Genomic DNA, 15097 nt, shown 5'->3' on the forward strand with positions numbered 1-15097 from the left:
CGTGATTATTGGTTGAGACTTACTTTGTTGGTTTTAGACTTGATGAAGTTGTAATAACCGCCGAAATACTCCAACAACATTTTGTTTACGCCTTTACCGGTAATTGTAGCACCGGACATGCCGTCCACTTGATGCGGGTTGTTGCTGTAATCTTGGCCTTCACCTTTTTGCATTGCTACCGAAACAATTTCGTTGCCCTCAAATATCTTTTTGCCGACATAGCGAGCTTGAATTTCCTCGGTTGCGATGCGAGCACCTAATCCCGGAGTCTCACCCTTGTGTTCAAATTTTACACCCTTGATAGTATTCATGTCTTCCTGCAAGGCAACAAAGCCCCAGATATTGTCCCAAAGGCCGAAACCATACACAGGGAATACATAAAATTCTGCCTTGTTGGGGTTGGTCTCGGAAACAATTTCATAAACCGGATACAAACGGTCTTCTTTGGGCTTCTTGTACTCGTCGGCAGCCACAACGCTTTCAGCCTTAACACCCTCTTTCACTTCTCCTTCAAAATCAACCACATAAGACTTCACGCGTTTTTCATAGATGGCTTTTACATCGTCTGTTTCTTTGAGCGTCATTACAGAAGCAAGAATGTTTCTCTTCTGCTCCAGAGCGATGTTTTCATCTTGACGGGGTTTCAATCCGGTTGCTGTAACCGCCAGCAACAGGCCGCAAATAATGGTAAGGCCTGCTGTATAAGCTAAGATATAAAAATTAGACTGTTGCACGGCTCAATCTCCTGTTTTTGTTTGCTTGAACTACGTAATAATCAATCAGTGGAGCGAATACATTCATCAGCAATATTGCCAACATGATGCCCTCGGGATATGCCGGATTAAATACACGGATAATCACGGTAAAGAAGCCGATAAAGAAACCGTAAATCCACTTTCCTGTTTCTGTATGAGCGGCCGATACAGGGTCAGTTGCCATAAAGACCGCACCAAATGCCAAACCGCCAATTACCAGATGATAGTGAGCAGGCAAGTCCATATAGGCATTAACGGCTACTGCATTTACAAGCAGACCTGTCAGATAAGCTCCTGCAAATACGCTCACAATAATTTTCCAACTGCCTACACCCGTAGCAATCAAAATAGCTGCACCGATTAAGCACATCAGGGTTGAGGTTTCACCGATAGAGCCCGGAATTGCGCCCATGAACAAGTTCTCAAAAGAGAACAGGCCGGGAGCCCATGAAGTACCGTTCAGTGCTGCTACGGCAGCGCCCGGTGTAAATCCACTTCCCTGAGCCGTAGAAGTTTCGGCGATGATGGCAAGGGCTGTTGCACCTGAATAACCGTCTACGGTAGATGCACCGTCCAGCAGCGTCCATACAGAACCTGAAATATCGGTAGGATAAGCAAAGTAGAGGAATGCACGGGCTGTCAGAGCAACATTGAGAATATTCATGCCTGTACCGCCAAATACTTCTTTGGCTACCAATACGGCAAAAATAGTTGCTACGGCAACCTGCCACAGAGGAATGGTAATAGGCATTACCAAAGGAATCAGCATACCTGTTACCAAGAAACCTTCATTGATGGGGTGTTTGCGCATAACCGCAAAAACAGTTTCTACCAAACCACCGGCAGCATAGGCAACCAATATGATAGGCAGCGTATGTTTCAAGCCCAGCATAAACTTGGTCATGAAGTCAGCTTCCTGACCAATTGCCAGATAGTGCTGATGGCCGGCATTCCACATACCGTAAATCAAGCACGGCAACATGGCAACTACTACGGTCATCATCATTCGCTTCAAATCAATCGCATCACGAATTTGCGTGCCGCGAGCCGGAGTGGTTGACGGAGGCGTAAACATGAAAGTTTCTGCTGCCTCAAACACGTAGTAGAATCGTTCAAATTTGCCGCCTTTTTCAAAAAGCGGGCGTTGCTTTTCTAATAGATGATGTAAGAAATTCATAGTCTTTTGGCCGGTTTACTCGTTAGGATTCACGCATCATATTGATGCCTTCACGAATGATTTGCTGGATGGGTTGTTTAGACACATCTATAAACTCACATAGCGCAAGGTCTTCTTCGGCTACTTCATAGATGCCAAGCGCTTCCATGCCGTCATAGTCGTTTGCCAGAATGGCTTTTATCAGGTGCATCGGAAGGATATCCATTGGCACAACCTGCTCGAAAGTGCCGGTAGCTACGAATGCACGCTCTTCGCCGTTAGTGCTTGTGTCGAGCACATATTCTTTATTGCTGCCGTTCAGGAATGACAGCAAACCAAGCGCACGATGGAAGCTCAAACGCTTGGCAATAGGCGCTAACCAACCGTCGGTCAGGAAGAAGCGAGGCTTATCACCCTCAGGAATGACGGTAAGCATGTGGTCATAGAAACCGATGTGCCCGTCGGCAGCAATTTTCTGACCACACAGCACATTGCCGCTGATATAGCGCACGTGGTCGCTTTTCAGGTTGCCGGCAACTAATTTGCTGATGTTTGCTCCCAGAACGGTTCTGTAATATTGCGGCTGTTTAACTTCCGAACCAACAACGGCAATGGTTTTGGAAGCATCGTAGCGGCCTTCCATAAACAACTTACCGATTTGAATAACGCCGTAAGGATGGAGCGTCCAAACTACATCTCCTTTATTAATAGGGTCTATGTGATGAATTTGCACACCTACGTTTCCGGCAGGATGAGGCCCTATAAATTTGTGCAACTTGGCATTTTTTACACCGCCAAATACTTTGGAAACCTCTGCTCCTGCATTCAGACCGATGTGGACATCGCACTTGCCTACTTTACGCAGCACATCTATACCTGCCTGAAAATATTGCTCCTGTCCTTTAAACAAGAAGTCATAGTCGGGAGCTAAGGGACTGGTATCGAAGGTAGAAATGAAAATGTTTTTGGGTGCTACGTCAGGGTCAGCCACAATCGCATAAGGGCGCTGCACAACTTGTGGCCATACGCCGCTGCCTACCATATGGTTAAGCGCATCTTCGGCGCTCATGCTCGCAATATCGGATATGGTAAATTTGCGATGTTCTACGTATTCTGTCGTTTTGTCGCACAAAATAACGATTTCGATGGGCTTGCGTTTTTCGCCGCGCTTAACAGCCACCACCTCACCGCTCACAGGAGAAGCATAAATGACTTTTTCTATGGCCTTGTCGAAGAACAGAGGCGCGCCTGCTTTTACTGCATCACCTTCTTTTACAAGGATTTTCGGACGATATAAACCCGGAAAATCATCAAATTTAATGGCTACTGTTTCGGGAGTATGTTCAGCAAGTTGGGTAGCCGCCTTACCTGCTAAGTTGATATTGAACCCTTTTTTGAGCTTGATTACCTCTGACATCGTAAAGTAAGTTCTTTTTTTGGCACGCAAATCTAATAAAGAGACGTTATCAAAACTAATGAATGTAAGAGTATGTTTGCTTTACCTTCATTTTTTGTGAACGCTCCTTTTGCCTGATAACCAAGCCTCTATCTCTGCCAGTGAAAAGGCGTTCAAAATGTGGCGGCTTTCCGCACCGCCTTTGCGGGCAATCGGCAGCCCGTAGCGCATGTCGTACAGCCCGTCGGTTTCGTGTGCATCGGGGTTGATGCTCAGCAAACAACCGGCCTCAATGGCACGATGTACCCAACGCCAGTCTAAATCTAATCGCCAAGGGTTGGCATTGATTTCAATGACTACGCGATGCTCGGCACAAGCTGTAATAATTTCTTCATAATCAATCGGGTAGCCTTCGCGGCGGAGCAACAGCCGCCCGGTAGGATGCCCTAAAATGGTGGTGTAAGGATTTTCTATGGCTTTCAGTAATCGGCGGGTGGCTTTGGCTTTATCCATTTTTAAACCTGAATGAACGGATGCTACCACATAGTCAAAAGTTGCCAGCACTTCATCGGGATAGTCTAAGCTGCCATCTGCCAAAATGTCCGATTCAATGCCTTTCAATATTTTGAAAGGGGCTAATTGTGCATTGAGTTGGTCAATTTCTTCATGCTGACGCTGTACGCGCTCTATGCTTAAACCATTGGCATAATATGCCGAAACTGAGTGGTCGGCAATGCCAAAATATTCGCACCCCATCGCACGGGTTGCCTCTGCCATTTGCCGCAGGGTATGTTTGCCGTCCGAATAGGTAGAGTGGTTGTGCAGAATCCCTTTCAGGTCTTGTAGCTCAACGGGGCGGGGCAATTGATTGGCTTTTGCAAGTGCTATTTCAAATGTTCCTTCCCGCATCTCGGGAGGCACGAAGGGCAGCCCAAGTGCTTGGTAAACAGCCTCGACAGAACCAAAATCGCTCTGTTTTTTCAGCAGTTCAGGAATGCCCAAACCGTTGAGGTGTGCAGGAGTGGCGCTGTTTTTCAGGCTCTCGGCAGCAAATCGCATCGGCGTTACCCATTTGATTTCGGAGGGAATGAGCCTTGTGCCGTCGGCCTCATTCAGCAACCAACCGCGCCATGCAAAAGGCGAGCAGGCCGGCCAATCGGTTTCAATGGCTGTGTTTGCGCTTGTCCATTGCTGAAAGGCAAGTTCAAAATCGGTAACTGCCGCAGTGAGTTGCAGCAGGTCTATTACCTCCAAGCAGCGCGCTACTTGACCCGTTACTGCCACCTGCACGGGAGTTGTTTTTTCTTGTAACAATTGCAGCAGACGGGCTGCCATTGGCTCGGCATCGGCATAATGCCATTTTTCAGCATTGGCTTCCATGAACTGAATCTGTTCCACAATAGCCGCCTGCGTTTTTTCACCGAAACCTTTCAGTTCGGCTACCTTGCCGGAACGACAGGCTTCGGCAAGTTCATAGAGGCTTGTAATGCCCAACTCCTGCCAAAGAGCACGCACTTTTTTAGCACCGATGCCTTTGATATTGAGCATTTCCACTACCCCCTCGGGGGTTTGCGACTTCAACTCTTCCAACTCATCAAACGTGCCTGTTGCAATAATAGCCTGCGCTTTCTGCGCCATATTTTCGGAAAGCCCCGCAGCTATTAACTGCTCAACAGTGATTTCATCGTCGGAGAGTTCGGCTTTTTCCAATGCAAAAACCGCATTGGTATAATTGCGGATTTTAAACGGGTTGGTCTCGTGCAACTCCATCAGTGCGGCTGCCAGTCGGAAGCCCTTAATCACAGCTTTTTTTGACATACTGCGAAGATAATGCATGAAGCCGTTTCCATCGCCTTAACTTTGCAACCATGCGCCCACACTATTTGCTTGCGCCTGTATTCGTGCTGCTTTTGCTGCTTTGCATAGCCAACGTTGCTGTGGGAAGCGTGTATATCCCCCTTGGAGAGGTGGTCGGTATTATCACAAAAAGCATTGCGGATTCTAATAATTACCTGATTATCTGGGAATTTCGCATTCCGAAGATGCTGACGGCAGTTTTGGCCGGTGCTGCACTGTCGGTCAGCGGACTACAGATGCAAACGCTTTTTCGCAACCCGCTGGCCGGGCCTTATGTATTGGGTATCAGTTCGGGAGCAAGTTTGGGGGTTGCATTGGTGGTAATGGGCGGCAGCTATTGGGGCTTGCGCTGGAGCGGTATTGGGGGGAGTTGGCTGCTCATTGGCGCCGCTGTTACAGGAGCAATATTGGCACTGCTGTTGATGATGCGCATGGCTGCCCGTATGCAGGCCGGACAAAATACGGCCTTGCTGATTGCAGGGCTTATGCTGGGAAGTACGGTTAGCGCCATTGTCAATTTACTGGAATATTTCAGCACGTCGGAAGAGTTGCAACGCTATGTGATGTGGGGCTTTGGCAGCCTGACTGCCGTAGATTGGCAGAAGATGCAGGTGCTTGCTCCTTTCGTGGGCGTAGCGCTGCTTATTTCGCTGTTGTATTTCAAACCTTTGGATGTGCTGCATTTGGGCGAATTGTATGCGCAAACTTCGGGGCTTCATGTGCGCAAAGTGCGTCGGCGATTAGTGATTTTGACAGGTCTGCTGGCAGGCGGCATTACTGCTTTTTGCGGGCCTATTGGTTTTATAGGGCTGGCCGTACCGCAAATAGCGCGATTGCTTGCACGAACCGCACGCAACAAAGTTCTGCTCCCGCTTAGCGCCATGCTCGGCGCGTGCATGTTGCTGCTCTGCGATATGCTTTGCTACCTGCCGCCTCGCGGACAGGTATTGCCTATTAATGCCATTACTTCGCTCATTGGCGCACCCATTGTCATATGGCTGGTGCTGCAACGCTGGAAATAATACTTTTTAGAGACTGTCAAGTAAACCGAGCCTCATTCTCCGGCTGAAAGAAAAAGACTTACAGCTAACAACGGGGGTTAAATGTTAAATATTGTTAAAAAGTGTTAAAACAGTCTAAAAGCCTGCCCCAAGCCCGAATTGCGGAAAATGTTGTAACCGGTTTTCAAAATGTGTAACCTGAGTGTGAACCTTTGTAACCAAAAAGAAGCCGCCAAACGCTGTTAGAATGCATTTGGCGGCGCGTGCAACGGCGCGTGCAACGGCGCGTGCAACGGCGGTTTTTTGCGTTCCTGTGGGCCCAACAGGGCTCGAACCTGTGACCCCCTGATTATGAGTCAGATGCTCTAACCGACTGAGCTATGGGCCCCTTTGCGTTTCAGTTGTGCTGAAAACGCTGCAAATATAAGCCTTTTGCCCGTTTGTAAAACAATGCGCTTGTTTTTTTATTTCGCAGGGCGGGCTACGGTGTAAAGAAAGCCCACATTCAGAATCTGATTCCACTGAATAGCCGTGTCTTGGTCGGTGTCGTAAAGCAGGGTTGCCCCAAAATTGACTTTGATGTACTTATTCACTGCCATTTCCAGCAGTGCATCCAAACGGTGGTCGGGGTCAAACTGTTGATAATTGGCAAAAAGCAGGTAACGCGCTTTCAAAGAGATATTTTCAGCCAATTTAGCGTTGATATCTGCCTGAATTTGTGCGGCGGCAATTTCGCTGCGTACTGTTTTGCCTGCCTCTACGCCGTAACGCCTGCCGTCGGGAGAAGTCGGCAAGATGCCGTTGTCGGTAACAATGGTGAAGCGTGGCGAAAAGGGGCTCATTTTCAGCGAAAACCATGGCTTAGGCTTGTAATCAAAGCCAATGGCAAAAGTCAGGAAGGCAGGCGCGAAAAAGTTGGAGATGCGCGGCTGGTCGGTTTTGGCATAGTCAAAACCCGGCGCAAATTGCGAAAGGAAATTCCCCGAAAGAAACACATCCCAGTGGTTGGCGATTTGGTAGCCTGCCACGCTGTTCAGAAAAATGCGGTCTGCATTTTTGCGCTGCCCGATGCCGTCTGTCCAAACTAAGCCGTAGAGCAACTCGGCATCGTTTGCCCACGACCATTTCGCTTTTTTGTAGTTGGCTTTGGCGGTAAAAACCGTTCCTACGGCAATGGAATTAGTGCCGCCTGCCTTCCAGTTACTGCTGAACGAGCCCTGATTGAAATTAATGCCAAGGCTCATTTTTTTGTCCCAATAGGTCGTGTCTTGGGCAGTTGTCGCATCGGACTGTGCATGTAAGATATTTGCCCACATCATCAGGCTGTACAGGCACGCGGCAAGCAGCACGCGTCTAAAAAATCGGTTTGTTTGCATGGTACAGTTTAGTTAGCTTTTGCGAAAGATAAACAGGCTACGCGCTAAAAACGTACTTTTGCGGCATGTTTTTCATCCGATTGATTTCGCGTTTGCCTTGGGCTGTGCTGCACCGCATCAGCGATTTTCTTTTTGTGCTCACCTACTACCTGATTGGCTATCGGAAAAAAGTTGTCATGCACAACTTGGTGCTTGCCTTCCCCGAAAAAACAGATGCCGAACGCAAGGCTATTGCCAAAGAATTTTACAAACATCTGTGTGATATTATCGTGGAAATGGTGAAAACGCTGACCATTTCGGAGGAAGATTTTCGCGAGCATATCTACATGGAAAACCCCGAGCTGTTGGCAAAATATCTTGAGCAAGGGCAGTCGTGCATCATTATGGCGGGGCACGTATCGCATTGGGAGTGGACACCGCCCATTCTGAAACTATTGTTTCCGAAATACGGCGGCTTGCCTGTGTACAAAACCTTGTCCAATCCTTTTTCCGACCGTTTGGTATTGCAGATTCGCTCGCGCTTTGGCGTAACCCCCATTACCAAAGAAAACACCCTGCGCGAAGTGGTGCGCCGCAAGAAAGCGGGCGAAACATTTATCCTTGGGTTGGTAGCCGACCAAAGCCCGGCCGGCCATGAGCTGGATTTTAAAACCAATTTTTTCAATATTCCGACTTATTTTTATACAGGCAGCGATAAGCTGGCACGGCAAACAGGTTTTCCTGTTTTTTATTCGGAAATTGAGCGACTTGCCCGCAGCCGATATGTGCTTCGCCTGCAACTGATAGAGCCGCAGCAGAATTATCCGAATGAAATTATAGAAATTTATGCACGGTTATTGGAAGCCTCTATCCGTAAGCACCCTGCCCACTGGCTGTGGAGTCATAAACGTTGGAAATTTTTAGCGCATGAGAACTAAGGTCATTCTTTCGGCAACTCTGCTTATATGGAGCAACTTGGTTGCTGTCTTGGCACAAACCGATGGCATTCGCTTTGAGGCAGTTGCTTTTGAGGCTGCACTCGCAAAAGCACAGGCAACCAACAAATACATTTTTGTAGATGTGTACACCGAATGGTGCGCACCTTGCAAAAAGTTGGAAAAAGAAGTTTTCACCCATCCGGAAGTGGCCTATTTTTTCAACCAGAACTTTATTAACCTGAAAATCAATGCCGAAAAGGGCGAGGGTGTTGAGTTTTCCAGCGTGTTTGATGTCAATGCCTACCCCTGCGCCTTGTTTTTTTCGCCCGATGGCAAGTTGGTGCATCGCACCGTAGGTTATTTTGAATCGCAGGCGTTTATTGAAAACGGCAAAAATGCGCTCAATACTGACCGCCAGATAGTTACATTGAGTCAAAAATATGAAAGCGGCGACCGCAGCGAGCAGGTTTTGCGCAATTATGCCTATGCGTTGCTGGCCGCCGGGGATATCAAAGCCTCTGCTATTGCAAGGGAGTTACTGAAACAGCTAACCCCTGACAAATGGCATCAGCCCGAAAACTGGGAGCTTATCCAAAAAATGGAACTGGATATGAACAGCCCCGTTTTTGATTATGTGGCAAAAAACCCTCAGTTGTTTGCTCCTTATGAACCCGAATACAGCGCCTACATCCACTTGGTAACGGGCAGGGCGATGTTTATGGCAGGCAGAAGCCAAAAACCGGAACGATTGCGATTGGTAAAACAAGTTTTGAAATACTACTTTCCGCAAGATTCGGCAAAATATATGGCCAGAGCCGATTTTTATTTTTACACCATCGGCAACCACGATGAGAAAAAATATGCCGCTGCCGTCCGTTATTTAGACAACTATTGCAACGATTGGCAAGAACTTAACGAGATGGCATGGAACTATTACGAGCAGGAAGAAACACAACCGCAACTGCAAAAAGCGCTGCAATGGGCAGAAAAATCGGTGCAGTTACACAAAACCTATCAGAATTTAGACACAAAAGCACATCTACTGTATAAATTAGGGCAAAACGGAGCCGCCGCAGCGACCGCACGAGAAGCCATCACGCTGGGAGAATCTGCCAAAATGGATGTTAGCATGACCCGAGAACTGTTATTGAAAATAACACAGCCTAAAAAGTAAACTGCAAACAACTTCCGGCTGTTATCAGATTACTTCTTAAAATTCATTCACCTACGCTTACACATGAAAATTCTAAAATTTGGCGGCACTTCGGTAGGAAGTGCGCAGCGGATTCAAAATGTTGAAAAACTGATTAATACGCCCGAGCGAAAAATCGTGGTGTTATCGGCCATGTCAGGCACTACCAATGCCTTGGTAAAAATCAGTGAGGCATTATTTGCCAAGAACTATCAGGAGGCACATAAACAGATTGACGAGCTGGAAGCCAAATATCACGCAGTAGTAGCGGAATTGTACAAAACCGAGGCAGGCAAAGCCAAAGGAACACGACTGATTTACGACCATTTCGGTTACATGCGTGTATTGGCCAAGAATATGTTCAATGCACGAAAAGAAAAGGCAATGCTGGCAGAAGGCGAAATTCTTTCTACCCACCTGATGCTGTATTACCTCGAGGAAATCGGCGTAGATGCAGTCCTGCTCGATGCGCTGGATTTTATGCGCATTGATGAAAACGAAGAGCCCGATTTGCCATTCATCTCCGAACAACTCAACGCAGAATTAGCCAAATATCCTGATAAGCAACTGTTTATCACACAGGGTTACATCTGCCTTAACTCCTACGGAGAGGTAGATAACCTCAAACGCGGCGGCAGCGACTACACAGCCTCACTCATTGGTGCGGCAATCATGGCCGAAGAAGTGCAGATATGGACCGATATTGACGGTATGCACAACAACGACCCGCGCATTGTGGAACGCACGGTGCCCGTTGCCGAGCTGTCGTTTGATGAAGCAGCAGAGCTTGCCTATTTTGGTGCAAAAATTTTGCACCCGCAAAGCGTAAACCCCGCGCGATTGAAGAAAATTCCGGTGCGTTTGCTGAATACAATGCAGCCCGAACAACCCGGTACGCTCATCAGCGACCATGCCGCCGGCCACGGTATTAAGGCAGTCGCAGCGAAAGACAATATCACGGCCATTCGCGTACAGTCGGGGCGCATGTTTCTTGCCTACGGATTCCTCAAAAAACTTTTTGAGGTATTTGAGCGCTACAAAACACCTATTGATATGATTACCACTTCGGAAGTGGCCGTTTCGCTTACTATTGACAATACCGCACACTTACAGGAAATAGTGGCCGATTTGCAGCAGTTCAGTACGGTGGAAGTAGAACATGACCAAACCATCATCTGCGTAGTAGGCGATATGATGGAACAAAAGCAAGACTATGTAGCCCAAGTGTTGGAGTCCGTAAAAGGAATTCCCATTCGCATGGTTTCGTATGGCGGCAGCAAAAACAATATTTCCCTGTTGGTGCACAGCAGCCGCAAAGCCGATGTGTTGAAGGGACTCAACAAAGGCATTTTTGGGTTGTAATAGATTATGGATAATCCTGACAGGTTGGTAAAGCCTGTCAGGATTAAACTTTTGACTATCAACAACTTCATCACAAATTTCTCCGCCAAATCATCTGCACTTGTGCGATTGCGGTAAGTCTTAAAGTTCCTCGCGGCCTTTATAATTTTTGCTGTTGCCGCCCCGCTTGCCTAATTCAATGACTTCTAACTGACCAATACTTGCCAGCCCCTGTTTTTCGGTATCTATGGCAAACCGGAGCAGTGTACGCACCTTATGAAAGCCTTCTTGCCCCGCAGCCCCGGGGTTCAGGTGCAGCAGTTGCCGCTCCGCATCGGGAATGACTTTGAGGATGTGCGAATGGCCGCAAATAAAAACATCGGGACGAATGTCGGCCAATTGCTTTTTTAAAGCCGCCGTATAGCGGGGTGGATAACCGCCAATGTGTGTCATCCATATTTTCAGATTGCCGCAAGTAAAAATCTGGTTTTCAGGATATTGCTGACGAATAATCAGATTGTCAATATTGCCGTAAACGGCTCGCAACGGCTTAAATGCGGCAAGTCTTTCGGCAACAGCCCAATCGCCAATATCGCCTGCATGCCAGATTTCATCACAGGCAGCGAAATAATCAAACACACGCTCATCCAAGTAGCCGTGCGTATCGGAAATTAAGCCAATGCGAATCAAGGTCATGACTCTTTTTTGCAGCAAGTTAAGGGTTAGCTGTCAAATGCTTTCGCCTCTTAGCAGCAGGTATCGGCAAAATAAATCGGTATCTCAGATTCAAAAATATGCCATCCGAAAAAATCCATTCGCTTGTGTCGTGCGTCGGGAAATGAATAAACACACTTATATCCTCACCGAAAACCCGATAACAAGAACGTCGTCCTGTTGCAACTCTGCTCCTTTCCAACTGCTAAACGCATTGCTGACGTGCTGTTCCTGTTCGTTCATAGGTAGCTTGGCAGCCTCTTGCAGCAATTCTTTGAAACGACGCGATGAGAATTTTTTATTGTCAGTACCGCCGAACTGGTCGCGGAAACCATCGGAAAAGAGGTAAAAGTAATTTTCGCCTGCTTTCAAGGGAACGAAATGGGTTGTAAACAGTTGCTCATCTTTGCTTTGCGAGCCGCCAATGGACTTTCTGTCTGCCTTCAATTCTTCTATGCCGCTGTCGGTTAAGTAATAAAGCGGATTTCTTGCTCCCGCGAAAAATAACTGCCTGTTTGGCTTATCAATGGTGCAGAGTGCAATATCCAATCCATCCAAATTATCGGTCTGGTTTTGTTTCAATACAGTCTTAATTTGTACGTGCAGTTCCTGTAAAATATAACCCGGGTCGGTTATGCGGCGCGTGGCTACAATTTCATTCAATAAATTATTGGCAATCAACGACATGAAAGCACCGGGCACGCCATGTCCGGTACAATCTACGGCAGCAATCAGGCGCAATCCTGCCACTTCGGCACACCAATAAAAATCACCGCTGACAACATCCTTTGGCAGATATACAATGAAAGACTGAGGGAATAACTCCTTGAACTTTTCTTGGGTAGGCAACATTGCATCCTGAATGCGCTTAGCATAGCGGATGCTGGACATTACCTTGTGGTTTTGCTGTTCCAACAACAACGATTTATGACTCAACTCTTCGTTTCGCGCCTCTATTTCTTCTTTCTGCTGCTTGATTTCCTCTGTGCGCTCTGCTACAATGGCTTCCAAACGGTTTTTTTCGCGCACCAGTCTGATGGTGTAAAGTTTAACGGCTATCGCAATGATGCCTGCCAGCGCCAACAGATATGCCAGAATTGCCCACCACCGAAAATAAACGGGCGGCTGAACAACAAAGCGCAGTTGCAAAGGTTTACTGATGTGGAAAGCGCCCTGTTGCAAAGCCCTGATTTCCAAGGTATATGTACCTGTTTTTATTTGTGGAAACAATAATTCTCTGCCGACAGGTTGCCACGGTTCGTTCCCTTCCGATGCCAAGCGGTATTCATACTTAATCTTATTGGCAGGATAGGCAAGCGAGGCAAAAAAGGCTTTTAAATAGCTGTTGTGTGCAAATTGGTAGATGCTGTCTTGATGAAAATAAACAGTCCGACCGTTATTCTCGATATGCAAGAATACAGGACGCGGTGTTTCCTGAACGACAGCATTCCGCTGCTGGGTATATGCCACGCCGTCGGCTGTGCCTATCCACAATCGCCCGTCCATATCTGCCATGATACAGCGGTTAGCTATGTTCTTGGAAGGCAAGCCACTGCTTTCGTCAAACAGCAGCATCTCGCCGCGGCGATGCTGGTATTGCAACAAGCCCATATTCGTACCTAACCATATGCTACCGTTAGTGCCGGCACAAATCGCCTGCACTTCCGTATCGGTTGCCAGTGGAATTTGACGGGTTGAATCACTGCCGTATTGTAATAAGCCATAACTGCCGCTCAGCCATATCTTCCCGTCGGTATCAAAAGCAATATCCTCTATGCGAACCTCAACCTGCCCCTGCGTAGCGAGCGGTTTGCTAATATTGACAAACCTGTCTTGGCTGCGGTCATAACGGTACAAATACGCCCGAGGACTGCCTCCGCCTGCCAAAAGGTTGCCGTCCTTGTCTTGACGAACCACATATACATTAGAAGTCAAACCTTGACTTTTACCGTACAATTTGATTGCCAACTGTGGTGTAATCTTGACTACATCGGCATTTGAACACACCCAAATATTGCCTTCGCTGTCGTTTTGCATATAGACAATTTTGGATATCATCGCTGCAAGGTTGATTTCATCTGTTTTATTGCCCTGTATCCGAAAAATGCGTGCATCGGAAGTGCCCACCCAAAGCCCGTCAGCAGTTTTCAGCACTGCAAAAATATCTTTGGAGTTCAGTTGCGATGATTGCAACAACCTGCTGACATCGCCTGTATTGCGGCTGTTGATACGGCATAAAACAGCCCCCTCGGTTGCATAAATTAAGCCGTCGTTGCCTTGCGTGATGGCAAGCACATAGCTGCGCTCGAAGGGCACAACTAAGGGGGCAAAGTAGCTGCGATGGAGTAAAGCAATGCCTTCATCGGAACTCACCCAATAATTTCCCGCCTCATCTATGACAACATCGTTGATGACTTTGTAAGGTAAACTGCCAAATGCAAGAGGTTGCAAGTTACCCTTGCGCATATCTGCGAAGAAAAGCCCTTTATTCCAAGTCCCAATCAAGCACTTGCCCGAAGCATCGGCACGCAAGAAAGAAACATTGGGCATGTCAAAAAGCTGTTGTACCTCGGCAGTTCCGTCTGCTGTCGGCTTAATTTCAAACACGCCCTTTTCCGTACCTATCCAAAGCACATTGCCATTGCTGATAAGCGCACTGCATACAGAAAAAGGAGTATTCACCAAATTTACTTTGACAAACTGATTGGTTGTTTCGTCAAATCGGAAAAGGTTGCCGCGCTGTGAGGCCACATAGATGCTGCCATCAGAGGTTTCAGCCGGCGAAAATGAGCGATTCCAACTGGTAGTGCGGTCGTTAATGGTAAAAAAATAGTGCGCCACCTCCCCATCGGCACGCACACAGGAAACAGCTTGGTCTTCACCTACCCACAGCCGTTGCCTGCTGTCTTCAAACAATGCTTTGGGAGAGGTAATGGCTCGCGGAAGGGGCTCGGAGGTAACCACTAACCAATCGCTGAAAGCAACCGTATCGGGCAGACTAACGATTCGGGTTACGCCTTTGTCATGTGCAATCAGCAAATCGCCATTTTTGCGCCGTATAATGTGCTTGGCATAGTTGCTGGGTAATACTTTATTGAAATGGCGAAACTCTTTCCCGTCAAAGCGCACAACTCCCGCATCGCAAGCAATCCAAATAAAACCATGAGCATCATAGCTGATTGATTTTGTCAGATTGGTAGGCAGCCCCTGCTCTACTTGGTACAACTCAGCCCGATAATATTGGGCTGTAACACTGCCGGAGTAGCAACCAATACATCCGAAAAACAGGATATACCATAGGGGCGTTGCAATACTGATGTGCGAAAGCATATTGACCTGAAAATCTGATTTTTTTGATAAAAATCGCTATTTCCAAATATATTGTTTTTGTA

10 protein-coding genes, 1 tRNA gene and 1 pseudogene are annotated in these 15097 nt (G+C 47.3%); 4 read left to right on the forward strand and 8 right to left on the reverse strand.

The window, feature by feature from the left end:
- Window positions 1-5: 5 nt before the first annotated feature.
- The 4 genes from nqrC to NDK19_RS00860 form a co-directional block, all read right to left on the reverse strand.
- On the reverse strand, window positions 6-734 hold the full coding sequence (nqrC, locus tag NDK19_RS00845) for an NADH:ubiquinone reductase (Na(+)-transporting) subunit C (RefSeq protein ID WP_250629932.1): 729 nt from the start codon (window positions 732-734) through the stop codon (window positions 6-8).
- Entirely contained in the window at window positions 721-1932 is a 1212-nt protein-coding gene (locus NDK19_RS00850) for an NADH:ubiquinone reductase (Na(+)-transporting) subunit B (protein ID WP_250629933.1), read from the reverse strand. Before NDK19_RS00850 ends, nqrC begins: the two co-directional genes overlap by 14 nt.
- 22 nt (window positions 1933-1954) lie before the next feature.
- Window positions 1955-3328 carry a Na(+)-translocating NADH-quinone reductase subunit A gene (locus NDK19_RS00855; RefSeq protein WP_250629934.1) on the reverse strand — a complete coding sequence of 458 codons (1374 nt, stop codon included), beginning with the start codon at window positions 3326-3328 and terminating at the stop codon, window positions 1955-1957.
- 87 nt (window positions 3329-3415) lie between these two features.
- Window positions 3416-5125 (reverse strand): DNA polymerase/3'-5' exonuclease PolX, encoded by a 1710-nt coding sequence (locus NDK19_RS00860; RefSeq protein ID WP_250629935.1) that lies wholly within the window; start codon window positions 5123-5125, stop codon window positions 3416-3418.
- Between the two features lie 50 nt (window positions 5126-5175).
- Here NDK19_RS00860 and NDK19_RS00865 point away from each other — a divergent pair, with 50 nt between their 5' ends.
- Entirely contained in the window at window positions 5176-6186 is a 1011-nt protein-coding gene (locus NDK19_RS00865) for a FecCD family ABC transporter permease (RefSeq protein WP_250629936.1), read from the forward strand.
- A 293-nt stretch (window positions 6187-6479) separates the two neighbouring features.
- On the opposite strand, the gene NDK19_RS00870 is transcribed toward NDK19_RS00865, so the two are convergent.
- Window positions 6480-6553, reverse strand: a tRNA-Ile gene (locus NDK19_RS00870).
- Window positions 6554-6629: 76 nt separating this feature from the next.
- The gene (locus NDK19_RS00875; protein ID WP_250629937.1) at window positions 6630-7541 is read right to left on the reverse strand and encodes a DUF3078 domain-containing protein; all 912 of its coding nucleotides are present in this window, start codon (window positions 7539-7541) and stop codon (window positions 6630-6632) included.
- A gap of 62 nt (window positions 7542-7603) precedes the next feature.
- On the opposite strand from NDK19_RS00875, the pseudogene NDK19_RS00880 reads away from it, so the two are divergent.
- From NDK19_RS00880 to NDK19_RS00890, 3 genes and pseudogenes are all read left to right on the forward strand, one after another.
- Window positions 7604-8458, forward strand: a pseudogene (locus NDK19_RS00880) (lysophospholipid acyltransferase family protein); the annotation flags it as partial.
- Window positions 8448-9632 carry a thioredoxin family protein gene (locus NDK19_RS00885; RefSeq protein WP_250629939.1) on the forward strand — a complete coding sequence of 395 codons (1185 nt, stop codon included), beginning with the start codon at window positions 8448-8450 and terminating at the stop codon, window positions 9630-9632. The pseudogene NDK19_RS00880 and the gene NDK19_RS00885, both read left to right, overlap by 11 nt.
- A 63-nt stretch (window positions 9633-9695) precedes the next feature.
- On the forward strand, window positions 9696-11012 hold the full coding sequence (locus NDK19_RS00890; RefSeq protein WP_250629940.1) for an aspartate kinase: 1317 nt from the start codon (window positions 9696-9698) through the stop codon (window positions 11010-11012).
- 120 nt (window positions 11013-11132) lie between these two features.
- On the opposite strand, the gene NDK19_RS00895 is transcribed toward NDK19_RS00890, so the two are convergent.
- The gene (locus NDK19_RS00895) at window positions 11133-11687 is read right to left on the reverse strand and encodes a metallophosphoesterase family protein (protein ID WP_250629941.1); all 555 of its coding nucleotides are present in this window, start codon (window positions 11685-11687) and stop codon (window positions 11133-11135) included.
- 156 nt (window positions 11688-11843) lie between these two features.
- Window positions 11844-15035, reverse strand: a complete 3192-nt coding sequence (locus NDK19_RS00900) for a two-component regulator propeller domain-containing protein (RefSeq protein WP_250629942.1) — start codon at window positions 15033-15035, stop codon at window positions 11844-11846.
- Window positions 15036-15097 lie beyond the last annotated feature (62 nt).

The sequence above is a fragment of the Rhodoflexus caldus genome, assembly GCF_021206925.1.
GTDB lineage: Bacteria > Bacteroidota > Bacteroidia > Cytophagales > Thermoflexibacteraceae > Rhodoflexus > Rhodoflexus caldus.